Genomic DNA, 23783 nt, shown 5'->3' on the forward strand with positions numbered 1-23783 from the left:
GGTCGATGTGACCGATTCAGCCGCCCGTCACCGGCGGAAAGAACGCCACCTCGCTATCCTCGCGCACGACGAAGTCGCCGGTCACCATCTCGAGATTCACGGCCGCGCGCACGGGCCGGTCCATCCGCAGTGCTTCGCCACTGCGCGCGTCGCGCGCGGCGAGCGTGCCGCGCAGCGCGTCGACGGTGAGCTCATGCGCATCGATCTCGACGATTTCCTCGTCGGCATGGAGTTGTTCGCGAATGCTCGCGAAATATTTGATCGTCAGTTTCATTACGAAATCCAGAGCGAAATCGATCAGATCGGCGGAATCGGAATGGCGCAGGATGGCGCGTTCATCCCCATCGACGCATCGCCTGATCGTCATGCGCCTTCGGTTCGACCCAGCCGGCCACGCCATCGTGCCGGATTTCCTTCTTCCAGAATGGCGCATGCGTCTTCAGGAAATCCATGATGAATTCGCATGCATCGAACGCGGCCGCGCGGTGCGCGGCGGCTACCACGACGATCACGACCGGCTGGCCGAGCGGAATGCGCCCGACGCGATGCACGATCCTGGCCGCCTCGAGCCGCCAGCGTGCGCTGGCTTCCTCGACGATGCTCCAGAGTGCCTGCTCGGTCATCGTCGGATAGTGCTCGACCTCAAGCGCGATCACGTCGTCGACGTCGCCTTCGTTGCGAACGACGCCGAGGAAATTCACGACCGCGCCGACATTCGGATTGCGAACGATCGGCGCGATCTCGGCGCCGGCGTCGATCGCCGCGTACTGCACACGCACCTCGAACCCGGCTGCGATCGCCGGCGGCGGCTCGGCATGCGCGTCGGCGGGTTCGGAATGTCCGCCGTTACGCGACGGATCGTCGGATGACGCAGCACGGGATTCGGTGAAACGGGTCATGACGGTTCTCCAGTAGGCGGTGCGCTCCGCTTCGCGGCAGCCCGTCAGCCGCCGACGAGCGACATGCGCACGGTCGGATAGGTCTTGCCTGATGGCCGGGCCGCAAGCGTGGCCCGGCGTTCGGAATAGCGATCGTCGCGCCGCATCCATCGTGTGCGCACGGTATCGGCGAGGCAGTCGATCGGTGCGGCGTCGTCGAGCCACGGCCGCAGGTCGGTGCCCTGCATCGCGAACAGGCACGTATAGAGCTGGCCGTCGGCGGACACGCGGGCGCGCGAGCACGTGCCGCAGAACGGATGCGACACGCTCGCGATGAAGCCGACCTCGCCCGCGCCGTCGATGTGCCGGCAGCGGATCGCGGTGGCGTCGTGTCCCGGTTCGCCGACGAGCACGAGCGGATAGCGCGCATCGATGAGCTCGCGCATCCGCGCGGCCGGCACGACCTTGTCGCAGGACCACGCGTTCGCGCCGCCGACGTCCATGTACTCGATGAAGCGAACGGTCACGCCGCTATGCCGGAAGTGGCGCACGAGCGGCAGGATCTGATCGTCGTTCGCGCCGCGCTCGATCACGGCGTTGACCTTCACGGGCGCGAGCCCGGCCGCCTGCGCAGCCTCGATGCCGGCCAGCACACGCGCCACCGGCACGTCGGTGTCGGTCATCCGGCGGAACACGATGTCGTCGAGTGCGTCGAGACTCACGGTCACGCGCGACAGGCCCGCATCGCGCAGCGCGCGTGCCTTGGCGGCGAGCAGGGAGCCGTTGGTCGTCAGCGCGATTTTGACGGGCTTGCCGTCGACGGTCGTCAGCGTCGCGAGCCGTTCGATCAGCGCTTCGAGGTTGCGGCGCAGCAGCGGCTCGCCGCCGGTCAGGCGGATCTTTTCGACGCCGAGCGAGACGAACGCGCGCGCGATCTTCTCGAGTTGCGCGAACGACAGCCGCTCGGAGGACGGCATGAACGCATAGTCGGGACCGAAAGTGTCGCGCGGCATGCAGTAGCCGCACCGGAAATTGCACTGGTCGATGACGGACAGCCGCAGATCGCGCAACGGCCGCGCGAGCGTGTCGAGCGGGCGGGAGACGGCGGCGGCCGGCGCGGAAGCGATGGCATTCACGATGGGTTCGTCTGCCTGCAGGTAGTGAGCGGAACGGCGTCGCCGGTCGGCCGTGCGTGTGCGGACGTAGCGGCGCACGGATCGTGACGAGCCTCATCGTGAGGATAGTCCGACGGATTGCGTCGGCAGAGACACAATCGCGGCCGAAATGCAGGAATACAGTTCGTCGTCCTGCATGCGCGAAAGACGGGCATCGCGAGCAGGCGCACGCTCGCATTCATGCTCACGCGAGCCACTGCACGAAATCGTAATACGGCACGGTGTCGCCGCGCGCGATGCGCCGGCCCGCTGGCAGACGCGCGAGGCCGCTCGCCTGCACGAGCGATTGCAGCGTGCCGGCGCCTTGCTGCCGCAGCGTGTCGAGGACGGGCGCGCCATTGGCGTCGATGGTGCGGCGCACGCGCACGAAGCGTTCGCGCTGCGCATCCGGTTCGACGGCGATGTCGATCGGCAGCGACGGTACGGCCGGGAGGCAATCGTCTCGTCCCTGCAGGCGGCGGATCATCGGCGCGACGAACAGCGTGAACGTGATCATCGCCGCCCCCGGGTTGCCGGGCAGCAGCACCACGGGCCGTTCGTCGAGCCGCGCGAGCGCAACGGGCTTGCCGGGTTTCATCCGCACGCCCGATACCACGAACGATGCGCCGAGCGCGGTCAGCGCCGGGCGCAGCAGGTCTTTGTCGCCGACCGATGCGCCGCCGACGCAGACGACCAGATCGCAGCGCGTGGCCATATCGCGCAGTGCCGCCTCGACGGCGGCCGGCGTGTCGGCGGCGTGTTCGCTCGCGGTGACGACGGCGCCGGTTCCCGATGCGAGGGCTGCGAGCATCGGCGCGTTGCTGTTGTAGATCTGCTGGGGCGCACGCGGTTCGCCGCACGGGACGAGTTCGTCGCCGGTCGTCAGGATGCCGATCCGCAGCGGCGGCCGCACGTCGATGCGCGCGCAACCTTGCGCGGCGGCGACGCCGACGTGCATCGCGCCGAGCCGCACGCCGGCGGGCATCAGCAGGTCGCCCGCGCGAACTTCCTCGCCGCGGCGGCGGATATGCGACCCGCTGCGCTGCGGTGCGTCGAACGTGACGTGACCGTCCCGCTCGCGCGCGTGCTCCTGCATCACGACGGTGTCGGCACCGGGCGGAATCAGGCTGCCGGTAAAGATCCGCGCTGCCGTGCGAGGTGCCAGCGGCGAGGGCGAGTCGCCCGCGTAGCAGCGCTGCGCGACGCGCAGCGGCTCGCCGTGTTCGAGGTCGGCGTGACGGACCGCATAGCCGTCCATCGCGCTCTGGTCGGCGGGCGGCTGGTCGAGCACGGCGGCGAGCGGTGCGGCCAGCACGTGGCCGGCCGCCTGCGCGACCGGAATGGAGACGGCCGCATGCGGCGGCGCGAACGCGCCGGCGAACTGCCGTTGGGCGGTATCGAAATCGGTCAGGGGTTTCATCATGCGGTGAGCGCATGCGGTTGCGCACGCGTCGGTTCGGGTAGCGGTAGCGCGTCGGGTGACACGTATTCGACGAAGCCGTCGTTGCGGCAGAAGCCGAGCAACCGCACGCCGGCTTCGCGCGCGACGCCGATCGCGAGCGACGTGGGCGCCGAGATCGTCGCGATCATCGGAATGCCGACGCGTGCCGCCTTGCGCACGAGCTCATAGCTCGCGCGGCTCGACAGGAACACGAAACCCGCGCTCAGGTCGGCGCGGCATCGCGCGAGCCGGCCGATCAGCTTGTCGAGCGCGTTGTGGCGGCCGACGTCCTCGAAGACTTCCAGCACGGCGCCGTCGCGATCGCACCAGGCGGCCGCATGGATGCCGCCGGTCGCGCGCATCAGCGGCTGCCGCGCCGGCAACGCGCGGGCGGCGCGCGCGACGGCGTCGGTTCCGATGCCGGCCGCCGCACCGGCTGCCGCGATGCGCGGCGGATGCAGGTCGAGCTGCGCAATGCTTTCGATTCCGCAGACCCCGCAGCCGGTGCGGCCGGCCAGCGCGCGCCGGTGCGCCTTCATCGTCATGAACGCCTGCTGCGACACCGTGAGCCGCACTTCCGCGCTGCCGGTCCGGCATTCGCTTTCAATATCGAAGACGTCCGATGCGCGCTCGACGATCCCTTCGCTCAGCGCGAAGCCGAGGCCGAACGCGTCCAGGTCGATCGGCGTCGCCATCATCACCGTGTGCGCGATGCCGTTGAATACGAGCGCAACCGGTGTTTCGTCGACGACACGATCGATCGTGTCTCGCGCATCGCCGGCACGATGACGCGTGACGTGACACGCGCGGCTGCCGGCCGAATCGTCGGGGCGGTCGCTGGGCTCCATGCGTTTTTCTCCTGGGGATCGTCCGACGCGTGTCACGCGAACGGAACGGATTCTGCGGGGGCGGTGTTGAGCTGGCTCGCCACGGGCAGGCCACGAACCGATGGTACGGGCGTTCGGTCGCGCCGCGAATGTACAGCGTCGCCATGCGGAAAGCAGTACAGCTGCGGGCTTCGTGCCCCTTGAACGGGTTTTCCGTATACACATCTTCGGCCCCGGGGAAAGCACAGTTTCAGCGCACGTTCGCGCGATTGCGAGTATCGTCGGAAACGCGATATCGTCATTCACGCTTCGTTGCCGTTCACCGCGATCCGTCGATGTGTGCACGTGCCGTCGCGAAGCCGTCGCGCGATTTCCTGCTTCGAGCCGACGTCCTCACAACCACGAGCAAATTACGGTCATGGAAATCTTCGATGCGTTCCATCTCGCCCGATTGCAATTCGCGTTCACGGTGTCGTTCCACATCGTGTTTCCGGCGATCAGCATCGGCATGGCGAGCTTCCTGGCGGTGCTGGAATGGCGCTATCTCGTCACCGGCGATGCCGCCTACAAATCCATGTTCCAGTTCTGGTCGAAGATCTTCGCGATCGGCTTCGGGATGGGCGTCGTCTCCGGCGTCGTGATGGCGTACGAGTTCGGCACGAACTGGTCTGGCTTCTCGCGCATCGCGGGCAACATCACCGGCCCACTGCTCACTTACGAAGTCCTGACGGCCTTTTTCCTCGAAGCCGGTTTTCTCGGCGTGATGCTGTTCGGCTGGCAGCGCGTCAGCCCGCGTGCGCATTTCTTCGCGACGCTGATGGTCGCGGTCGGCACGCTGATCTCGACATTCTGGATCCTCGCGTCGAACAGCTTCATGCAGACGCCGCAGGGCTACAGGATCGAGAACGGCCTCGTCGTGCCGGTCGACTGGTTCAAGGTCATCTTCAACCCGTCGTTCCCGTATCGCCTCGTGCACATGACGATCGCCGCGTTCATCGTCGCGGGCTTCATCGTGGCCGCGTGCGGCGCGTGGCACCTGCTGAAGGGGCGCCGCGACGAGCCGGTGAAGCGCAGCTTCTCGATGGCGCTGTGGATGCTGCTGCTGCTCGCACCAATCCAGATCGTCGTCGGCGATGCGCACGGGCTGAACACGCGCGAATACCAGCCGGCGAAGATCGCGGCGATCGAGGGGCTGTGGGAAACCGAGAAGGGCGGCACCGCGCTGAATCTCGTCGGTCTGCCCGACATGCAGGCCGAGACGACCCGCTATGCGATCCAGGTGCCGCACCTCGGCAGCCTGATCCTCACGCACAGCTGGGACGGCGAGATTCGCGGGTTGAAGGAATTCCCGGCGCAGGACCGCCCGTATTCGCCGATCGTGTTCTGGACCTTCCGGATCATGGCCGGCTTCGGGATGCTGATGCTGCTCACCGCGCTGCTCGGCCTGCTGCTGAGAAAGGGCGGACGCCTGTATGAAACGCGCTGGTTCCAGTGGTTCGTCGTGTGCATGGGGCCGTCGGGCATCGTCGCGCTGCTGGCCGGATGGATCACGACCGAGGTCGGGCGGCAACCGTGGACTGTATATGGCGTGCTGCGCACCGTCGATTCGGTCGCGCCGCTCAGCGCGCAGCAGGTCGGCGTGTCGCTGCTGATCTTCGTGGTCGTGTATTTCCTGGTGTTCGGAACGGGTATCTACTACATGATGAAACTGATGAAGCGCGGGCCGGCCGCGCACGCCGGATACATCGAGCTGCACCGGCATCCGGGGCTGCGCAAGAGTGCGCTGTCCACGCCGCTGAACGTCACCGAAGCGGAGTAAGCCATGCACATCGATCTTCCTGTCGTGTGGGCCGCGATCATCGGTCTCGGCGTGTTCATCTACGTGATGCTCGACGGCTTCGACCTCGGCATCGGCCTGCTGTTTCCGTTCTTCGACGCGAAGGCCGAACGCGAAGTCATGCTCAATACCGTCGCGCCGGTATGGGACGGCAACGAGACCTTTCTCGTGCTCGGCGGAGCGGGCCTGTACGGCGCGTTTCCGGTCGTCTACTCGACGCTGCTGCCGGCGAACTACCTGCCGCTGATCCTGATGGTGGTCGGGCTGATCTTCCGCGGCGCGGCGTTCGAATTGCGTGCGAAGGCGAACCGCACCCAGCACCTGTGGGATCTCGCGTTCATCGGCGGGTCCGCGCTGGCCGCGTTCTGCCAGGGGATCACGCTCGGTTCGCTGCTGCAGGGCATCCGGATCGAGAACAATGCGTTCGCGGGCGGGCCGTTCGACTGGCTGTCGCCGTTCAGCCTGTTCTGCGGGATCGGCGTGCTCGTCACCTATGCGACGCTGGGCTGCGGCTGGTTGATCCTGAAAGTCGACGGCGAGCTGCAGCGCAAGATGCGCATGCTGATGAAGCCGCTCGCGGGCGTGCTGCTCGCGGTAATGGGCGTGGTCAGCCTGTGGACCGTGATCGGGCTGCCGGCCGTCGCGCATCGCTGGTTCGGCAGCGGCAACCTCGGCTGGTTCCTGCCGGTTCCGATCCTCGTCGTCGCATGTGTGTGGGGCATCTTCCACACGGTAAAGCGCGAGCACGAGGCCACCCCGTTCCTGCTGACGCTCGCGCTCGTGTTCCTCGGCTACACCGGACTCGTGATCAGCATCTGGCCGAACATCGTGCCGCCGTCGCTGACGATCTGGGATGCGTCGTCGAGCCATTCGAGCCAGCTGTTCGCGCTGGTCGGCACCGTGATCGTGCTGCCGATCATCCTCGTGTACAACGCGATGCAGTACCGCGTGTTCCGCGGCAAGGTGCGCGAGGGCGACGCCGGTTATCACTGACCGGCGCGCCGAGATGACGGGGCAGCGCGTGCGCGGGCGTATCATCACGCGCGCACGCCGCTAATCGCGTCACCCGGCCCGGTATCGAGCCGACAGCGGCCCGCCACGCGCGGGCCGTTGCACTTCGGGCGGCAGCGATCCACATTGCGTATTTCATCGGCAGTCGAGACAACACCATGATCGTCAGACCACGACAAAACTGGCTCAGGATGCTGTTCGTATGGAACGGCTCCGTGCTGCAGTCGATCATTCCGCAACTCGTGTTCATGGCGATCGTCAGCACGCTGGCGGTCTTCACGAACGGGCGCATCTTCGGCGAGAAGATTCCGCTGAACACCGCGCCATTCACGCTGTTCGGGCTGGCACTCGCGATCTTCCTCGCGTTTCGCAACAATGCGAGCTTCGAGCGCTTCAAGGAGGCGCGGCTGCTGTGGGGCAACCTGCTGATCGCGGCGCGCACCGTCACGTCGCAGCTGCGGCGCTACCTGCCCGACAGCGTCGGCGACGCGGAGCGCAACCGGCTCGCCGATCTGCTGATCGCGTTTACGTATGCACTGAAGCATCAGCTGCGTCACACCGATCCGGCGCAGGACCTGCAGCGCATTCTAGGCGCTGAACGCGCGGCCGCATTCGCGCACAAGTGCTACCAGCCCGTCGCGATTCTCGATGACCTGCGCGGCGGGATCGTCCGCGCGCTGGGCCGCGCGCCCGGCAGCGAAACGACGTGCTGGATGTTCGATGCGCAACTGGCCGAGCTGGGCAAGGCGGTGGGCGGCTGCGAGCGCATCCTGACGACACCGATCCCGTTCTCGTACAGCGTGCTGCTGCATCGCACGGTCTATGCATACTGCGTGCTGCTGCCGTTCGGGCTCGTCGATTCGACGGAATTCTTCACGCCGCTGATTTGCGTGTTCATCTCGTACACGCTGATTGCGCTCGAAGCGATCGCGAACGAGGTTGCGGAGCCGTTCGGCCTCGCCCCGAACGCACTGGCGCTCGATGCGATGGCGCGCACGATCGAACGGTCGGTGCTCGAGCTGGGCGATCGCGCGATGCCGGAGGAGTTCGTGCCGGCGTCGACGTATCAGATCACGTGAACGGTACGGCGACGCGACCGCGTGTGCTTCGTCGGAGCGGGGTGCAAGCGACATTGGCGGAACGGACCAGGGAAGTTTGTGTAGACTCGTGCTCGTTCAATGGAGCCAACAACATGCAACTTCTTGACCATGTGTCCATCGGCGTTCCGGATATCGACCAGGCACGCCCTTTCTACGACGGTGTCATGGCCGCGCTGGGCGCGACCCGGGTTTATGACCGCGGCACCGCGCTCGGTTACGGTGAACGTTGCAATGCCAGCGACACCACATCAACCTTCCTGGCGATTTATCTGGATCCCGCCGAGGTCGGAGTGAGCAAGCGGCACTGGTGCTTCAAGGCGGCTTCCCGCGAGCAGGTGCATGCATTCTTCGAGGCAGGGCTGTCCGCGGGCGGCCGGCCCGATGGCGACCCCGGCTTGAGGCCGCACTATCACGCCGACTACTACGCAGCCTTTGTCGTCGATCCGGCCGGAAACCGGATCGAGGCCGTATGCCATGCTGCGCCATCGGCGCACGAGCGGCCGTGACGGCACTCGCCGACGATTGACTGCCAGCGGCACGGCGTCGTGCCGTCGGGTAGCGGACAAGCGCGGCGACGCCATGCCGCCGCGCGTCTTCGCCCGGTCGCGTTTGCCGTGCGCGCGACTCAATCGAAGTACGTCAACCCCATCGCGCCTTTTACCTCCGCCAGCGTCGCCCCCGCCACCTCGCGCGCATGCATCGTGCCGCGCTTGAGGATTGCCATCACCTCCGCCTTGTCCGCCTCGAATTCGCGACGACGCGCACGGATCGGCTCGATCAGCGCCTGCAGCCGCTCGTTCAGCACGCGCTTGACGACGCTGTCGCCGAGGCCGCCACGGCGATAGTGCGCCTTCAGTTCGTCGACTTTCTGCACGTCGGGCTCGAACGCGTCGAGGAACGTGAACACGACGTTGCCTTCGACCTGGCCGGGATCGCTCACGCGCAGGTGGTTCGGGTCCGTGTACATGTTCTTCACGGCCTGCGCGATCTCGTCGGGCGTTGAGCCGAGCGTGATCGCGTTGCCGAGCGACTTGCTCATCTTCGCCTTGCCGTCGATGCCCGGCAGCCGCGTGACCGCCGACAGCACGGCCTCGCATTCCACCAGCACCGGCTTGTCGACCGTTGCGTTGAAGCGGCGCACGAGTTCGTTGGTCTGTTCGATCATCGGTAGCTGGTCGTCGCCGACTGGCACGTGCGTCGCCTTGAACGCGGTGATGTCGGCGGCCTGGCTGACGGGGTAGGTCAGGAAGCCGGCCGGAATGTCGCGTTCGAAGCCGCGCAGACGGATCTCTTCCTTGATGGTCGGATTGCGCTCGAGGCGTGCGACCGTCACGAGGTTGAGCAGGTATTGCGACAGATCGGCGAGCTCGGGTATCTGCGACTGGACGACGATCGTCGAGATCGCCGGATCGATGCCGACGGCCAGGTAGTCGAGCGCGACCTCGATCACGTTCTCGGTGACACGCTGGCGGCGGCCCATGTTGTCGGTCAGCGCCTGCGTGTCGGCGAGCAGCAGGAACTGCGTCGCCTCGTGCTGCATCTGCACGCGCGCGCGAAGCGAGCCGATGTAATGGCCGAGATGCAGCGGGCCGGTCGTGCGGTCGCCCGTGAGGATGGTCGGTCGGGTCGGGTGCGTCATGGTGTGGATTGGCTCCGGGTTATCGAAGCCGCCAGCCATGACGTGAGCGCGAAAACGACAATGCCGCCATGGCTGGCGGCATCACGTTCGGGACATGCAAACAGAAACGGGCCGCCTGGGTCAGGCGCGCCACCAGTGATGCAGGTTCGGCGAGGCAGGTTTGGTTTGCATGGCGCGAGTATAGCGCAGCGGCGTCGAGCCGTGCTTCAGTGCACGACTGATTCCAGCGCGAGGCGTGCGACTTCGGCGGACGGCCACAGCAGGTACAGCAGGCCGGCCATCAGCAGCAGCGCGCCGGCGCGCACCAGCGGCGTACGGTCGATCTCGCTCAGGGTGCGGATGTGCTGCTTCAGTTTCTTCATGCTTGCAGGCGCAACGTGCGCCACTTCAACGGTTGCTGCAACGGGCCGGGTGGGGCGGCGCCGGGATGCTGCTGGATTCAGCAAGAGGCGGCTGGGCCGGGGTCCGGCGCAGCCTGCGATTCACGCGTAAGGATCGAAAAAGGGAACGATCGATCGGCCTGAGTAGGCATCGCGCAGGCCCAGGCGACGCGTATCGTATCAGTTCGAGTGCGCGCACATAGTCAAGAATTGTCCGGGAAAGACTCGAGCGGCCAGAACCGCCGCATTTGCAGGCGCGTTCCCCGATTAGCGCCATATCGGCGCGACGACGGCGGCAGTCGGGCTATGGACGAAGGCCACCGAGCGCGAACATTGGAACGCGATGTTCGATCCGGCGAATGCGTGCGCTCAAGGCGAAGCCGTCGATCTTGCTTCCGAGCATGCCGTTCAGATTACCGAAGAGCGAACGAAACCCGGCATTCCGACGCCCTGCGATCCGACGGGGAAGTATTACGTCAGCGGCGAGTGCCGAGTCGTCCGCGCCCGGTGAGGCGCCGTATGCCCGGACCGCTAGCTATCCCCGTCCCCAGCTTTTTTCTCGTCAACAACCACAAAAAACATCATTTCGCCCACGCTGACCTGTCAGCAGAATGTCTCCATTCCCCCTCGCGCGACGACACCAACATCGCAGCGAGCCGCACTTCAAGGAGACAGCCGTGGCAGTGGAAACAACCTCAATCGATACGCTGGTCGTCGGGGCCGGACAGGCCGGCGTGGCCATGAGCGAGCACTTGGGCAAACTCGGCGTGCCGCATCTCGTGCTGGAGCGTGACCGTATCGCCGAGCGCTGGCGCACCGGACGCTGGGATTCGCTGGTCGCGAACGGCCCCGCGTGGCACGACCGTTTTCCGGGGCTCGAATTCGACGGCCTCGATCCCGATGCGTTCGCATCGAAGGACCAGGTCGCCGACTACTTCGAGGCCTATGCGCGCAAGTTCAACGCGCCGATCCGCACTGGCGTCGAAGTGAAGAACGTCGTGCGCAACACGGGCAAGCCGGGCTTCATCGTCGACACCTCGGACGGCCCGATCGAGGCAACCCGCGTGGTCGTCGCAACGGGCCCGTTCCAGCGCCCGGTCATCCCGCCGATCGCGCCGGACGATGCGGGCCTCGTGCAACTCCACTCGGCCGATTATCGCAACCCCGCGCAATTGCCGGACGGTGCGGTGCTGGTAGTCGGCGCCGGTTCGTCGGGCGTGCAGATTGCCGACGAACTGCAGCGCGCGGGCCGACAGGTCTATTTGTCGGTCGGCCCGCATGACCGCCCGCCGCGCGCGTATCGTGGCCGCGACTTCTGCTGGTGGCTAGGCGTGCTTGGCGAATGGGACAAGGAAGTCGCGACGCCCGGACGCGAACACGTGACGATCGCGGTGAGCGGTGCGCGCGGCGGTCACACGGTCGATTTCCGCGCGCTTGCGCACCAGGGCGTGACGCTCGTCGGGTTGACGAAGTCGTTCGACGGAGGCGTCGCCGTGTTCGAACCCGATCTCGCAGTCAATCTCGCACGCGGCGACGAGAACTACCTCTCTCTGCTCGACGCGGCCGACGCGTATGCGATCCGCGACGGCCTCGATCTGCCCGAAGAACCCGAAGCGCGCCGCATCCTGCCGGATCCGGATTGCGTCACGCGACCGATCCTCGCGCTCGACCTGGCCGGCGCTGGCGTCACGTCGATCGTCTGGGCGACGGGCTATGCGGTCGACTACGGCTGGCTAAATGTCGACGCGTTCGGCGCGAACGGCAAGCCACAGCATCAACGCGGCGTGTCGAAGGAGCCCGGCATCTATTTCCTCGGCCTGCCGTGGCTGTCGCGACGCGGCTCCAGCTTCATCTGGGGTGTGTGGCACGACGCGAAACACATCGCCGACCACATCGTCACGCAGCGCAAGTACCTCGACTATCACGACGCATCGAAGCGCCGGCTTCAAACGCGCACTGGGCACGGCGACGCATCGCGCACGGAGCCGGCGGATGCCCGTCCGCTCGTTGATGCGATCGATTGATGCGCGCTCGCGTCACGATCCGCGCCACGCGCGAAACCGGGACGCGATGATCCGGCTACTCCGCTACAACAAGAACCCGCCCGCGCCGCGACTGCTTGCGGTGCGGCCGGCGAACACACCGACGATCGAAGGACCTCGATGAGCCAGCCTACCCATACCCGTATCCGCATGTTCAACACGAAGGATACCTACCCGAACCAGACGCTCGACAACGACCTGTGCCAGGCCGTGCGCGCCGGCAATACCGTCTATGTGCGCGGCCAGGTCGGCACCGATTTCGACGGCAACCTGATCGGCCTCGGCGATCCGCGTGCTCAGGCCGAGCAGGCGATGAAGAACGTGAAGCAGCTGCTGGAGGAAGCCGGCAGCGACATCACGCACATCGTGAAGACGACGACCTACCTGATCGACCCGCGCTATCGCGAGCCCGTGTACCAGGAAGTCGGCAAGTGGCTGAAAGGCGTCTACCCGATTTCGACAGGGCTCGTCGTCTCGGCGCTCGGCCAGCCGCAGTGGTTGATGGAAATCGACGTGATCGCGGTGATCCCGGACAACTGGCAGCCGAGTCGCGCACAGGAGGCGAGATGACTTTCTCCATCGTCGGGCGCTGCCCGGAAACGGGGCAGCTCGGGATCGCGATCAGCTCGTCGAGCATCGCGGTGGGCGCGCGCTGCCCGTGGGTGCGCGCGGGCGTCGGCGCGGTCGCGACGCAGAACGTCACGCTGCCGGCGCTCGGCCAGCAGATCCTCGATCTGATCGAGCACCGGCAGCTCGCGCCGGCCGCCGCGCTCGACCGCGCGCTCAGCGCGAACGGCTGGAGCCAGTACCGGCAGGTCACGGTGATCGACGGGCAGGGGCAGACCGCGTGCTTCACCGGCAAGGAAGCGCTCGGCACGCACCATGCGGTGCAGGGCGAGCAATGCGTGGCGGCCGGCAACCTGCTGGCCGCGCCGGGCGTGATCGACGCGATGGTACGTGCGTTCGAGCAGGCGCCCGGGCTGCTGGCCGACCGCCTGCTGGCCGCGATGCACGCGGCGATCGCAGCGGGCGGCGAGGCCGGACCGGTACATTCGGCCGCGCTGCAGGTGGCCGGCGACGTGACCTGGCCGATCGTCGACCTGCGCGTCGACTGGGCCGACGTTGATCCGGTCGGGCAACTGGACGCGCTGTGGCGCGCGTATCGCCCGCAGATGCAGGATTACCAGACACGGGCGCTGAATCCGACTGCCGCGCCGAGCTACGGAGTGCCGGGCGATGAGTGACACGTCGAGCCGCGCATTGCTCGAACGGTTGATCGGCTTCGCGACGGTCAGCCGCGATTCGAATCTCGCGATGATCGAATTCATCCGCGATTATCTCGCCGGACACGGTGTCTCGAGCGAGCTGTTCTACAACGCGGAACGCACAAAGGCGAGCCTGTACGCAACGATCGGGCCGCGCGATCGCGGTGGCATCGCGCTGTCGGGCCATACCGACGTGGTGCCGGTCGACGGCCAGGCGTGGGCGGTCGAGCCGTTCCGGTTGACCGAGCGCGACGGCCGGCTGTACGGGCGCGGCACGGCCGACATGAAGGGCTTCATCGCGTCGGTGCTCGCGGCCGTGCCTACGTTCGTCGCGCGGTCGTTGAGCGTGCCGGTGCATCTCGCGTTTTCCTATGACGAGGAAGTTGGCTGTCTCGGCGTGCGGCCGATGCTCGATGCGCTGGCCGCGCGCGAGCACCGCCCGCGCCTATGCCTGATCGGCGAGCCGACCGAGTTGAAACCGGTACTCGGGCACAAGGGTAAGCTCGCAATGCGCTGTCACGTGAAGGGTGCCGCGTGTCACTCGGCGTACGCGCCGCTGGGCGTCAACGCGATCGACTACGCGGCGAAGCTGATCGGCCGGCTTGGCGAGATCGGCGCGGCGCTCGCGCGGTCCGAGCATCACGACAGCCGCTTCGATCCGCCGTTCTCGACCGTGCAAGCCGGGCTGATCAAGGGCGGCCGCGCGCTGAACATCGTGCCGGCCGAATGCGAATTCGATTTTGAGGTGCGGGCGCTGCCGGCGTTCGACGCGCATGACGTGCCAAGAAAGCTGCTGGACTATGCGGAATCCGAACTGCTGCCGAAGATGCGGGCGGTTCACCCCGAGACCGATATCCGTCTGCAGTCGCTCGGCGCGTATCCGGGGCTCGCGACGTCGCCGGACAGCGAAGCCGCGCGACTGCTCGCGATGCTGAGTGGCTCCGACGCATTCGGCACGGTGGCGTTCGGCACCGAGGGCGGGCTGTTCGGGCAGGCCGGTATTCCGACCGTCGTGTGCGGCCCGGGCAGCATGGACCAGGGGCACAAGCCCGACGAGTTCGTCACGCTCGACCAGTTGCACGGGTGCGACGCGATGCTGGGCCGTCTCGCGACTTACCTCGCTTCGGCTGGTCGATCCTGATTCGGCCGTGCGGAGCTGCCTGTTTATCGCGCCGATTCCGCGACGATCTGTGCGAGCCGCTCGCGGCAGAACTCGACGAACGACTGCGCCTGCTTCGTGAGCTGCCCGCGCTTGAGCCGTGCGCTCACCAGCCCGGACGGGCTTACCGTTTCGCTCAGGGCGATCGTCACGACGCGCCGGCCGTCGTACGTATATTCGGAGTGCGGCCGCGTGACGAGCAACGAGAAGCCGAACCCCTGACCGACCATCCCGCGGACCATCTCGATCGAAGGCGAAGCGAACACGATGTTCGGCGTGAGCCCGAGCTCGTGGAACAGGCTGACGAAGTACGTGCGGCTCGGAAGCACGTCGAGCAGGATCATCGGCTCGACGCTGAGGTCGCGCAGCGATACGTGCGACTGATCCGCGAACCGATGGTTCTCCGGCAGCAGCACGTACGGCTGTTGCGCCGGCATTAGCGGCTCGGTTTCGATCGTGCCGTCGAGATCGTGGTCGTACAGGAACGCGAGATCGAAGGTGCCGGCCGTCAGGCCCTGCACGAGCTCCTGCTGGTCGCCGTCGCGCAGCCGGATGTTGACGCCCGGGAAGCGCTCCCGAAACCCCGCGATCAGCTGCGGCAGATAGAGCGGCGCGACTGTCTCGAAGCAGCCGATGTCGATCTGCCCGGTGATCACGTCGTTGTCGGCGAGCGCGTTCTGTTCGAACTCGTGTGCGATGCGCAACAGTTCCTGCGCCTTCCGGTAAAAACGCGTGCCGGAAGGCGTCAGTGACACGCCCTGCGCATGATGGCGGATGAACAGCTTCACGCCGAAGCTTTCCTCGAGCCCCTTGATCGCGCTGGAAATCGACGGCTGCGCGATGAAGAGCTGGCGCGACGCCTCGGCGACGCTGCCGGATTCCACCGTCGTCACGAAGTATTTCAGTTGCCGCAAAGTGTAGTGAGCCACGAGCACCTCTGATACCCGGCCCCGGGCGCATGCCGGCCCGGGGCGCGTTCTGTCCATTGTTTTGCGTAGCACCTTACCCGAAGAAGTGCCGCGCAGAAATTTCCGCTGCAGAGCTTTTTCGTATGTCTCGGAAATATTTTTAGTATTTTCCGGTGGCCGCATGCGTGGCGCACCATCGTCTCCAATCCGGATCGCGACAAAAGCGCGCATGCGCCGGCCGGGAACGCATCCGTCCCCGCACGCGTTGTGTGTCTGCGTGTCGATCGACGACGTCGCGCGCATGCACGGCGAACGTCGCCAACGTATCCGGACTCGATTGCAGGCGCGTGCCCCGTCGCGCGCTGGCTGAAACGGCACGCGCGCATCGCCGCGCACGACAGGAGACATCGCCATGACGACCGCGGACCGCAACGCGTCCCCCATGATAGAGAAACACACGATCGGCTACGTGCCGCCCGCAGAACGCCACGGCAGGGTGCGCGACCTGTTCACGCTCTGGTTCGGTGGCAATATCGCGCCGCTGCCGATCGTGACCGGCGCGCTCGGCGTGCAGATCTTTCACCTGAACCTGATGTGGGCGATCGTCGCGATCATCGTCGGCCAGGCGGTCGGCGGCGTGCTGATGGCGCTTCATTCGGCGCAGGGGCCGCAGATGGGCATCCCGCAGATGATCCAGAGCCGTGCGCAGTTCGGCTCGTGGGGCGCTCTGCTGGTCACGGTGATCGCGGCGGTGATGTACGTCGGCTTCTTCGCGTCGAATATCGTGCTGGCCGGCAAGTCGGTGCACGGCATCGCGTCGTCGGTACCGGTGCCTGTCGGTATCGTGATTGGCGCGGTGGGTTCCGGGCTAATCGGAATCGTCGGCTACCGGTTCATCCACATCCTGAACCGGATCGGCACCTGGGTGCTCGGCGCCGGCATCCTCGTCGGCTTCTGGATGATCCTGTCGCACGTCAACACCGCCGATTTCCTCACGCGCGGCAGCTTCGACTTCGCCGGGTGGCTGGCGACGGTGTCGCTGTCCGCGTTGTGGCAGATCGCGTTCGCCCCTTACGTGTCGGACTATTCACGTTACCTGCCGGAGGAAGTTGGCGTCGCGTCGACGTTCTGGGCGACCTACCTCGGCTGCACGATCGGGTCGACGCTCGCGTTCATCTTCGGCGCGGTCGCGGTGCTCGCGGTGCCGGCCGGCGCGGACACCATGGATGCGGTCAAGCAGGCGACCGGCCCGCTCGGCCCGCTGATGCTGGTGCTGTTCCTGCTGAGCGTGATCAGCCACAACGCGTTGAACCTGTACGGCGCGGTGCTGGCGGTCATCACTTCGGTGCAGACCTTCGCGTACAAATGGATTCCGACCGCGAAGACGCGCGCGGTGGTGTCGGTGGTGATCTTCGTCGCATGCTGCTACGCGGCGATCGGCGCGTCGACGAACTTCGTCGGCAACCTCGTCGATCTCGTGCTCGCGCTGCTCGTCGTGCTGGTGCCGTGGACGGCGATCAACCTGATCGACTTCTACGTGATCCACAAGGGCAAGTACGACATCCAGTCGATCTTCATGGCGGATGGTGGCGTGTACGGGCGCTTCAATCCGCAGGCGCTGCTCGCGTATGCAATCGGGATCGTCGTGCAGATTCCGTTCATGAACACGCCGATGTATGCGGGCCCGATTCCCGCCCATCTCGGCGGCGCAGACCTGTCGTGGCTCGTCGGGCTGCTGCTGACGTCGCCGCTGTACTACTGGCTCGCGACGCGCGATAGCGCGTACCGGCGCCGGCAGACGGGTGCACGGCTGCCGTCGTCGGCGGCGCGGTAAGCGGATCACCCGGCGCAATGAAAGGGCGGCCGGGAGCATGGGAAGCGGGGCGGCGAGCAGGTTTAGGTTCGGGGCGTCCCGTCCTTCGCAAACCTGCCCGTCCGCGAATCACACGACTGCGGAACGCGCGACCCGCACCGGCACCGACTTGTACGACGGCGTGCCGCTTTCCTTGTCGATGTAGTCGAGCGGCACGAGCACGTTCGCTTCCGGGTAATACGCGCCGACCGAGCCGGGCGCGATGTCGTACTCGATCGCGGTGATCTTCTCGAGGCGCAGCGTGCGGCCGGAGGCCGTGATCGTCTCGATGTCGACGAGGTCGCCGTGTTCGAGCCCGAACTTCGCGAGATCGGCCGCGTTCATGAACAGCACGTCGCGACGGCCGAACACGCCGCGATAGCGGTCGTCGAGCCCGTAGATCGTCGTGTTGTACTGATCGTGGCTGCGCAGCGTGATCAGCCGCAGCACGCGCTCGGCGCCGAGCACGTCGGCGTCTTCCTTCACACCCTTGTAGACCGAGAACATCGCCTTGCCGGTCGGCGTGGGCCATACGCGCTCGGTGGGCGGCAGCGGCAGGCGGAACCCGCCCGGCGTGCGAATGCGCTCGTTGAACGCCTCGAAGCCGGGCACCGTGCGATCGATCAGGTCGCGGATGCGGTCGTAATCGGCGATCAGGTCGAGCCACGCGATCTTGCTGTCCGGCAGCGTCGCATGTGCGATCCCCGCGACAATCGCGGGCTCCGAGCGCAACTGGTCGGACGCCGGCTTGAGCTTGCCGGCCGACGCATGGACCATCGACATCGAATCCTCGACGGTGATCGACTGGCGGCCGCTCGCCTGCATGTCGAGCTCGGTGCGGCCGAGCACGGGCAGGATGTAGGTTTCCTTCGCGACCAGCAGATGCGAGCGGTTCAGCTTCGTGCCGAGATGCACGGCGAGGTCGAGCTTCGCCATCGCGGGGAACGACTGCTCGGGATCGGGCAGCGCGACGGCGAAGTTGCCGCCGAGGCACAGCAATGCCTTGGCCTGGCCGTCGATCATCGCCTGCATGGCCTGCACCGCATCGTGCCCGTGATGTGCAGGCGGCTTGAAGCCGCACACGTCCTCGATCTTCTGCAGGAACTCGGCCGACGGCTTCTCGGTGATGCCGACCGTGCGGTTGCCCTGCACGTTGGAGTGGCCGCGCAGCGGGCATATGCCCGCACCGGGCTTGCCGAAGTTGCCGCGCATCAGCAGCAGGTCGGCGATCAGGCGCACGGTCGCGGTGCCCTTGTTGTGCTGTGTGACGCCCATCCCGTACGTGACGATCGTCGCATTCGACTTCGCATAGGCGAGCGCGACCTGCTCGAGCTGCGCCTGGCTCAGGCCGCTCGCGCGTTCGATGTCGTCCCATGACGTGTCCCGCAGGTCGGTGGAGAACGCGTCGAAGCCGTCTGTGTGCTGCGCGATGAAGTCGCGGTCGAGCACGTCGCCGCGCTCGGCCTCGAGCTGCAGCAGCGCCTTCATGATGCCTTTCAGCGCGGCCGCATCGCCGCCGGCGTCGACCTGGTAGTACGTCGACGCGATGCGCGTCGAGCCGAACGACGCCATCTCGATCATGTCCTGAGGATCCGCGAAGCGTTCGAGCGCACGCTCGCGCAGCGGATTGAACACGATGATGGGCACGTTGCGGCGCGAGCACTCGTGCAGCGTGCCCATCATCCGCGGGTGGTTCGTGCCCGGGTTGTGACCGATCGAGATGATCAGCTCGCAGTGGTCGAAGTCCTCCAGCGACACCGTGCCCTTGCCGATCCCGATCGACTGAGGCAGGCCGACGCTGGTCGGCTCGTGGCACATGTTCGAGCAGTCGGGGAAGTTGTTGGTGCCGAGCTCGCGCGCGAAGAGCTGATACAGGAACGCGGCTTCGTTCGATGCGCGGCCCGACGTATAGAACTCGACCTGCTCGGGCGGCAGCGCGCGCAGCACCTCGCCGATGCGCGCGAATGCGTCGTCCCACTCGACCGCGCGGAACGTGTCGGTCGCGCGATCGTAGACGAGCGGATGCGTGAGCCGGCCCATGTTCTCCAGCTCGTAGTCGGACATCCGCAGCAGCGCCGACACCGTGTTCGCCGCGAAGAACTCGGGCGTCACGCGCTTGGTCGTCGCTTCCCATGTGACGGCCTTCGCGCCGTTCTCGCAGAACTGGAACGTCGACTTGTGTTCCTTGTCGGGCCATGCGCAGCCGGGACAGTCGAAGCCGTCGGGCTGGTTGGTCCGCATCAGCACGATCGGCGCCTCGATGGTTTCCATCTGCGTGCGCACGGCCTCGGCTGTCGCGCGAAGCGCGCCCCAACCGCCGGCGGGCCCATCGTACTTCCTGATGCCTGGCACTTCGCGTCGATTTGTCATGTGAATCTCCATGAGCCGGGCCCGCTGCGGGGTGGCTCGGGTTGCGCCGCAGCGCGGCGTGGGGCGGCTCCGTCCGGCGGACGGAGCCGGTCATGCGGGCCCTTGCATCCGGGCCCGTCGGGAATCAGTGCGCGTCCTTCTTCGCACCGGACGACTTCTTGCCGGATGTCTTCGCGACCGGCGGCGGCGTATCGGCGTTCGCTTCGTGATCCTTTGCTTCGGGCGCTGCCTTCGCGGCCTTGCCGTTCGGTTTGGCCTTGCCGTCGGCGTCCTGCTTCGCGTCCGATGATTCGGGCGGTGCCAGCTTGTTGAACTTCACTTCGTCGCCGGCCTTGTCGTAATCGACCTCGACCCGATCGCCGGACTGCAGCTTGTCCGCGAGGATTTCCTTCGCGAGCTTCGTCTCGATCATCTGTCGAACCTGGCGTTTCAGTTCGCGTGCGCCGAATTCCGGCTGGTAGCCGGCTTCGGTCAGGTGCTCGACGACCGACTCGCTCATCGCGAGCGTGATGTCCTGCGCGGCGGCGGTGCGTACCACCCGGTCGAGCTGGATCTGCACGATCGAGCGGATGTTCTCCTTCGACAACGCGTGGAACACGATCACCTCGTCGATCCGGTTCAGGAACTCGGGCCGGAAATGCCCCTTCAGCACCTGCATCAGCTGCTCGCGGATCGCCTTGTCGGTCTTGCGCGCGGCTTCCGGCTGCGTGAGGTTGTCCATGATGATCGCGGCGCCGAGGTTGCTCGTCGCGATGATGATCGTGTTGCTGAAGTCGACCACGCGGCCCTTGCCGTCGGTCAGGCGGCCATCGTCGAACACCTGCAGCAGCACGTTATAGACGTCCGGATGAGCCTTCTCGATCTCGTCGAGCAGGATCACGCTGTATGGCCGGCGCCGCACGCGCTCGGTGAGCTGGCCGCCCTCGTCGTAGCCGACATAGCCGGGCGGCGCGCCGATCAACCGCGCGACCGCGTGCCGCTCCATATACTCGGACATGTCGATGCGGATGATCGCCTGCTCGTCGCCGAACACGGTCTCGGCCAGCGCCTTCGCGAGCTCGGTCTTGCCGACGCCCGTCGGCCCGAGGAACAGGAACGTGGCGATCGGTCGGTGCGTCTGCCCGAGTCCGGCGCGCGAGAGCCGCACCGCGTCGCTGACGGCGACCACCGCGTCGTTCTGGCCGACCACGCGCTCGCGCAGTTGCTCTTCCATCTTCAGCAGCTTCTGGCGTTCTTCCTGCGTGAGCTCGGACACCGGAATGCCGGTCAGACGCGACACGACTTCGGCGACCGATTCGACAGTCACTTCGAGCGTTTCGGAGCCGGTCTTGCGCTGCCACGCTTCCATCCTTTCGTCGAGCGATTTCTGCTTTTCGTTGATCTGTTCCTCGAACTGCTTCGCTTCGTCGAAGCGCTTGCGCGATGTCGCATAATCCTGCTCGCGCTTCAGTTGAGCAATCTGCGCCTCGCCTTCCTGGATGTCGACGGGGCGCGACGTCGCGCCGATCCGCACGCGCGCGGCGGCCTGGTCGATCAGGTCGATCGCCTTGTCGGGGAGGAAGCGCGCCGTGATGTAGCGGTCGGCGAATTCGGCGGCTGCGACGAACGCGTCGTCGGCGAACGTGACCTGGTGGTGCGCCTCGAGGCTGTCGCGCAGTCCGCGCAGGATCACGATCGTCTGCTCGACGCTCGGCTCCGGAACGAACACCGGCTGGAAGCGCCGTTCGAGCGCCGCGTCCTTCTCGATGTGCTTCTGGTATTCGTTCAGCGTGGTCGCGCCGATCAGGCTCAGCTCGCCGCGCGCGAGCGCGGGCTTCAGCACGTTCGCGATGTCGAGCCCGCCTTCGCCGCCGCCCTGACCCGCGCCGACGATCGTATGCAGCTCGTCGATGAACAGGATCAGTTCGTCATGCTTCGCAGTCACTTCGTCGATCAGCTGCTTCGCACGCTCCTCGAATTCGCCGCGATACTTCGCACCGGCCACCATCGAGTTGATGTTGACTTCGACGAGCCGCTTGCCGCGCAGCACTTCGGGCACGTCACCGTTCACGATCCGCTGCGCGAGGCCTTCGACGATCGCGGTCTTGCCGACACCGGGTTCGCCGATCAGCACCGGGTTGTTCTTCTTGCGGCGCGCGAGCACCTCGATCGTGCTCTCGATTTCCTGCGCGCGGCCAAGCACCGGGTCGAGCTTGCCCTGGCGTGCGATCGCGGTCAGGTCGCGGCCGAACTTGTCGAGATTCGGCGTGCCGGTCGGCGTGTCGACGCGGCCATCTTCCGCGCCCTTGCCGACGACCTTCACGACCTTCTGGCGCAGCGCTTCAGGCGTCACGCCGTATTTCTTCAGCAGCGCGCCGGCGATGCTGTCGGGCACCGACGCGAGACCGATGAGCAGATGCTCGGGGCCGATGTACGAATGACCGAGATCGCGCGACGCCTGGAATGCGTATTGCACCGCCTTCTTCACGCGCGGCGAGATCGACAGCTTGTCGAGCGACGCATCGGGTGACGCGGTGCCGGTGTGAGCATGTTCGTCGATATACGACTTGATGTCCTGCGGCGACAGCTTCAGTTCCTTCAGCAGCGCGGCGCACACGTCGGTGTCCGCGAGCGCGTAAAGCAGGTGTTCGGTGTCGAGTTCGCCACGGCGCAGCTCGTGAGCCTTCTCCGCTGCGCGCTGCAGCAGTTCGAGCGTTTGTTCGCTGAAAGCATCGGTCGGGTCGACCGATTCGCGCGGAATCTCGGCGGCAAGCGGCGGCTCGTGGCCGGGCTCGCCGAACAGCGACGACGCGCCACCGCCCAGCAGCGAATCGAACGGGTTCAGCATGCTCTGATGGCGCATCAGCTGACGGAAGTGATAGTCGCAGATCGAGATCGTCTTGCGCTCGCCGTCCTGCATCACGGTGGCGCGCGCGACGGCCGGCCGGGCGCGACAGATATCGCAAAGTGCGGGCATGGTGGTCTGGCTCCTGGCAATGAACGTGAATCGAAAGGGAAGTCCCGACGCGCGATGGCGGCGGGGTGTGCCTGCCGTACCAAGCGACCGGCGGCGCGCGTGCCGCGCCAGCGCCCGCGCGCAGCGCGCGCCGGCACGGCGATCGGCCGCGTTCGACACCGGCAACACCGCTGCCTCGCGGAGCCCGCGGCATCACTTCGACTGCGTTCAAAATAGCGAATCGGCGCAAGGCCTCCAAGACACAGTTGCGCGTCGGCCCGGTCGCGAATTGCACCCTCACATTCGTGCATTCGGCAGATGCAAGGAGTACAGACGCGCGCGCATGCGGGCGCGGTGTTCGGGAAACGGAAACGTGGCGGCGCGCGCAGCACGGTGCGACATCGGCGCGCAGGGTGCCGGCAGATGGCGAACGGGAAGGCGCGCGCGCGGCGAGACGCGGCGCACGTATATCGGTGCGATCGCACGGCGCGATGGTGTGCGATCGCGGATCAAGCCGGGCCGCTCGCGCCCCGCAAGCGATGCGTGGCGCGAGGCCGATGGCGAAGCGAGGCGGGTGCACGGTGCGGGCCGGACCTGGCGCCGCCGTGGCTAACCGGCGTCAGTCGGAGAGCGTCATCGCGAGCCGCTGACGCGCGATCTGTTTCACGTCGTTCGATAGCGCCGCATCTTGCAGACCGTTTGCCCAGACGGAGAACGAATCCTCGATCAGGTTGCGGGTGTCGGGCGGCAGTTCAGCCAGCATCAGCGCCACCACGGTAAACAGTACGGCGGTGTCGCCGGCGTGGCGGCTCGCGTTCGCGTCGATGGACTGCTTGAGGCTGTCGACCGACGCTTGCAGCGCCTGTATTGCGTCATTCGATTCGCTCATTTCACGCTCCATGCAGGATGGTTCGGCGGCGACGAACGTGCGGCCGGCAACGCGGCCGGTGCACGCGATGCCCGGCGGGCATCGCGCGCGCGGGAC

20 protein-coding genes are annotated in these 23783 nt (G+C 66.5%); 9 read left to right on the forward strand and 11 right to left on the reverse strand.

Annotated elements, in window-relative coordinates; genetic code table 11:
• Positions 1–16: 16 nt before the first annotated feature.
• The 5 genes from moaD to fdhD all read right to left on the reverse strand — a co-directional run bounded on the left by moaD (position 17) and on the right by fdhD (position 4321).
• Entirely contained in the window at positions 17–274 is a 258-nt protein-coding gene (gene moaD / locus WI26_RS27115; RefSeq protein ID WP_059452283.1) for a molybdopterin converting factor subunit 1, read from the reverse strand.
• 61 nt (positions 275–335) lie between these two features.
• Positions 336–899: a molybdenum cofactor biosynthesis protein MoaE gene (locus WI26_RS27120; RefSeq protein WP_069227921.1), complete on the reverse strand. Its 564-nt coding sequence runs from the start codon at positions 897–899 to the stop codon at positions 336–338.
• Positions 900–943: 44 nt separating this feature from the next.
• Positions 944–2035 carry a GTP 3',8-cyclase MoaA gene (gene moaA, locus WI26_RS27125; protein ID WP_069228327.1) on the reverse strand — a complete coding sequence of 364 codons (1092 nt, stop codon included), beginning with the start codon at positions 2033–2035 and terminating at the stop codon, positions 944–946.
• A 202-nt stretch (positions 2036–2237) separates the two neighbouring features.
• Entirely contained in the window at positions 2238–3452 is a 1215-nt protein-coding gene (gene glp, locus WI26_RS27130; protein WP_069227922.1) for a gephyrin-like molybdotransferase Glp, read from the reverse strand.
• Complete coding sequence (gene fdhD, locus WI26_RS27135) at positions 3452–4321, reverse strand: formate dehydrogenase accessory sulfurtransferase FdhD (protein ID WP_069227923.1); 870 nt, start codon at positions 4319–4321, stop codon at positions 3452–3454. The genes glp and fdhD overlap by 1 nt, the downstream gene beginning before the upstream one ends.
• Positions 4322–4718: 397 nt before the next feature.
• Between fdhD and WI26_RS27140 the strand changes: the two genes are divergently transcribed.
• From WI26_RS27140 to WI26_RS27155, 4 genes are all read left to right on the forward strand, one after another.
• On the forward strand, positions 4719–6119 hold the full coding sequence (locus tag WI26_RS27140; protein ID WP_069227924.1) for a cytochrome ubiquinol oxidase subunit I: 1401 nt from the start codon (positions 4719–4721) through the stop codon (positions 6117–6119).
• Positions 6120–6122: 3 nt separating this feature from the next.
• A complete protein-coding gene (gene cydB / locus WI26_RS27145; RefSeq protein ID WP_059511548.1) occupies positions 6123–7130 on the forward strand; it encodes a cytochrome d ubiquinol oxidase subunit II in 1008 nt (335 codons plus the stop codon).
• Positions 7131–7306: 176 nt separating this feature from the next.
• A complete protein-coding gene (locus tag WI26_RS27150; RefSeq protein WP_069227925.1) occupies positions 7307–8227 on the forward strand; it encodes a bestrophin family protein in 921 nt (306 codons plus the stop codon).
• A 113-nt stretch (positions 8228–8340) separates the two neighbouring features.
• Positions 8341–8754 (forward strand): VOC family protein, encoded by a 414-nt coding sequence (locus WI26_RS27155; protein WP_060326023.1) that lies wholly within the window; start codon positions 8341–8343, stop codon positions 8752–8754.
• 119 nt (positions 8755–8873) lie between these two features.
• Here the strand turns inward: WI26_RS27155 and trpS are convergent, their stop codons facing one another.
• Positions 8874–9887, reverse strand: coding sequence for a tryptophan--tRNA ligase (gene trpS / locus WI26_RS27160; RefSeq protein ID WP_069227926.1), 1014 nt, complete (start codon positions 9885–9887; stop codon positions 8874–8876).
• A gap of 206 nt (positions 9888–10093) precedes the next feature.
• Positions 10094–10249, reverse strand: coding sequence for a hypothetical protein (locus WI26_RS32805; protein WP_167359271.1), 156 nt, complete (start codon positions 10247–10249; stop codon positions 10094–10096).
• 695 nt (positions 10250–10944) lie between these two features.
• Here WI26_RS32805 and WI26_RS27165 point away from each other — a divergent pair.
• The 4 genes from WI26_RS27165 to argE all read left to right on the forward strand — a co-directional run bounded on the left by WI26_RS27165 (position 10945) and on the right by argE (position 14715).
• Complete coding sequence (locus tag WI26_RS27165; protein ID WP_069227927.1) at positions 10945–12291, forward strand: flavin-containing monooxygenase; 1347 nt, start codon at positions 10945–10947, stop codon at positions 12289–12291.
• A gap of 138 nt (positions 12292–12429) precedes the next feature.
• Complete coding sequence (locus tag WI26_RS27170; RefSeq protein ID WP_069227928.1) at positions 12430–12879, forward strand: RidA family protein; 450 nt, start codon at positions 12430–12432, stop codon at positions 12877–12879.
• Positions 12876–13553 carry a DUF1028 domain-containing protein gene (locus WI26_RS27175; protein ID WP_069227929.1) on the forward strand — a complete coding sequence of 226 codons (678 nt, stop codon included), beginning with the start codon at positions 12876–12878 and terminating at the stop codon, positions 13551–13553. The genes WI26_RS27170 and WI26_RS27175 overlap by 4 nt, the downstream gene beginning before the upstream one ends.
• Positions 13546–14715 carry an acetylornithine deacetylase gene (gene argE, locus WI26_RS27180; RefSeq protein WP_069227930.1) on the forward strand — a complete coding sequence of 390 codons (1170 nt, stop codon included), beginning with the start codon at positions 13546–13548 and terminating at the stop codon, positions 14713–14715. Before WI26_RS27175 ends, argE begins: the two co-directional genes overlap by 8 nt.
• A 23-nt stretch (positions 14716–14738) precedes the next feature.
• Here the strand turns inward: argE and WI26_RS27185 are convergent, their stop codons facing one another.
• Positions 14739–15662 (reverse strand): LysR substrate-binding domain-containing protein, encoded by a 924-nt coding sequence (locus WI26_RS27185; protein ID WP_059505387.1) that lies wholly within the window; start codon positions 15660–15662, stop codon positions 14739–14741.
• A 391-nt stretch (positions 15663–16053) separates the two neighbouring features.
• Between WI26_RS27185 and WI26_RS27190 the strand changes: the two genes are divergently transcribed.
• Entirely contained in the window at positions 16054–17475 is a 1422-nt protein-coding gene (locus WI26_RS27190) for a purine-cytosine permease family protein (RefSeq protein ID WP_069227931.1), read from the forward strand.
• A 108-nt stretch (positions 17476–17583) separates the two neighbouring features.
• On the opposite strand, the gene WI26_RS27195 is transcribed toward WI26_RS27190, so the two are convergent.
• The 3 genes from WI26_RS27195 to WI26_RS27210 all read right to left on the reverse strand — a co-directional run bounded on the left by WI26_RS27195 (position 17584) and on the right by WI26_RS27210 (position 23687).
• Positions 17584–19863, reverse strand: coding sequence for an FdhF/YdeP family oxidoreductase (locus WI26_RS27195; RefSeq protein WP_069227932.1), 2280 nt, complete (start codon positions 19861–19863; stop codon positions 17584–17586).
• A 124-nt stretch (positions 19864–19987) separates the two neighbouring features.
• Positions 19988–22819, reverse strand: a complete 2832-nt coding sequence (locus tag WI26_RS27200; protein WP_069227933.1) for an ATP-dependent Clp protease ATP-binding subunit — start codon at positions 22817–22819, stop codon at positions 19988–19990.
• A 598-nt stretch (positions 22820–23417) separates the two neighbouring features.
• Positions 23418–23687 (reverse strand): hypothetical protein, encoded by a 270-nt coding sequence (locus tag WI26_RS27210; RefSeq protein ID WP_059511543.1) that lies wholly within the window; start codon positions 23685–23687, stop codon positions 23418–23420.
• Positions 23688–23783: the final 96 nt, after the last annotated feature.

It is taken from the genome of Burkholderia diffusa, assembly GCF_001718315.1.
In the GTDB taxonomy this organism is placed as follows: domain Bacteria; phylum Pseudomonadota; class Gammaproteobacteria; order Burkholderiales; family Burkholderiaceae; genus Burkholderia; species Burkholderia diffusa_B.

Bases quoted from the DNA above. Each gene is read 5' to 3' on its own strand.
- moaD (WP_059452283.1), bottom strand. From the start codon at position 274: ATGAAACTGACGATCAAATATTTCGCGAGCATTCGCGAACAACTCCAT.
- WI26_RS27120 (WP_069227921.1), bottom strand. From the start codon at position 899: ATGACCCGTTTCACCGAATCCCGTGCTGCGTCATCCGACGATCCGTCG.
- glp (WP_069227922.1), bottom strand. From the start codon at position 3,452: ATGAAACCCCTGACCGATTTCGATACCGCCCAACGGCAGTTCGCCGGC.
- fdhD (WP_069227923.1), bottom strand. From the start codon at position 4,321: ATGGAGCCCAGCGACCGCCCCGACGATTCGGCCGGCAGCCGCGCGTGT.
- WI26_RS27140 (WP_069227924.1), top strand. From the start codon at position 4,719: ATGGAAATCTTCGATGCGTTCCATCTCGCCCGATTGCAATTCGCGTTC.
- cydB (WP_059511548.1), top strand. From the start codon at position 6,123: ATGCACATCGATCTTCCTGTCGTGTGGGCCGCGATCATCGGTCTCGGC.
- WI26_RS27150 (WP_069227925.1), top strand. From the start codon at position 7,307: ATGATCGTCAGACCACGACAAAACTGGCTCAGGATGCTGTTCGTATGG.
- WI26_RS27155 (WP_060326023.1), top strand. From the start codon at position 8,341: ATGCAACTTCTTGACCATGTGTCCATCGGCGTTCCGGATATCGACCAG.
- trpS (WP_069227926.1), bottom strand. From the start codon at position 9,887: ATGACGCACCCGACCCGACCGACCATCCTCACGGGCGACCGCACGACC.
- WI26_RS32805 (WP_167359271.1), bottom strand. From the start codon at position 10,249: ATGAAGAAACTGAAGCAGCACATCCGCACCCTGAGCGAGATCGACCGT.
- WI26_RS27170 (WP_069227928.1), top strand. From the start codon at position 12,430: ATGAGCCAGCCTACCCATACCCGTATCCGCATGTTCAACACGAAGGAT.
- WI26_RS27175 (WP_069227929.1), top strand. From the start codon at position 12,876: ATGACTTTCTCCATCGTCGGGCGCTGCCCGGAAACGGGGCAGCTCGGG.
- argE (WP_069227930.1), top strand. From the start codon at position 13,546: ATGAGTGACACGTCGAGCCGCGCATTGCTCGAACGGTTGATCGGCTTC.
- WI26_RS27190 (WP_069227931.1), top strand. From the start codon at position 16,054: ATGACGACCGCGGACCGCAACGCGTCCCCCATGATAGAGAAACACACG.
- WI26_RS27195 (WP_069227932.1), bottom strand. From the start codon at position 19,863: ATGACAAATCGACGCGAAGTGCCAGGCATCAGGAAGTACGATGGGCCC.
- WI26_RS27200 (WP_069227933.1), bottom strand. From the start codon at position 22,819: ATGCCCGCACTTTGCGATATCTGTCGCGCCCGGCCGGCCGTCGCGCGC.
- WI26_RS27210 (WP_059511543.1), bottom strand. From the start codon at position 23,687: ATGAGCGAATCGAATGACGCAATACAGGCGCTGCAAGCGTCGGTCGAC.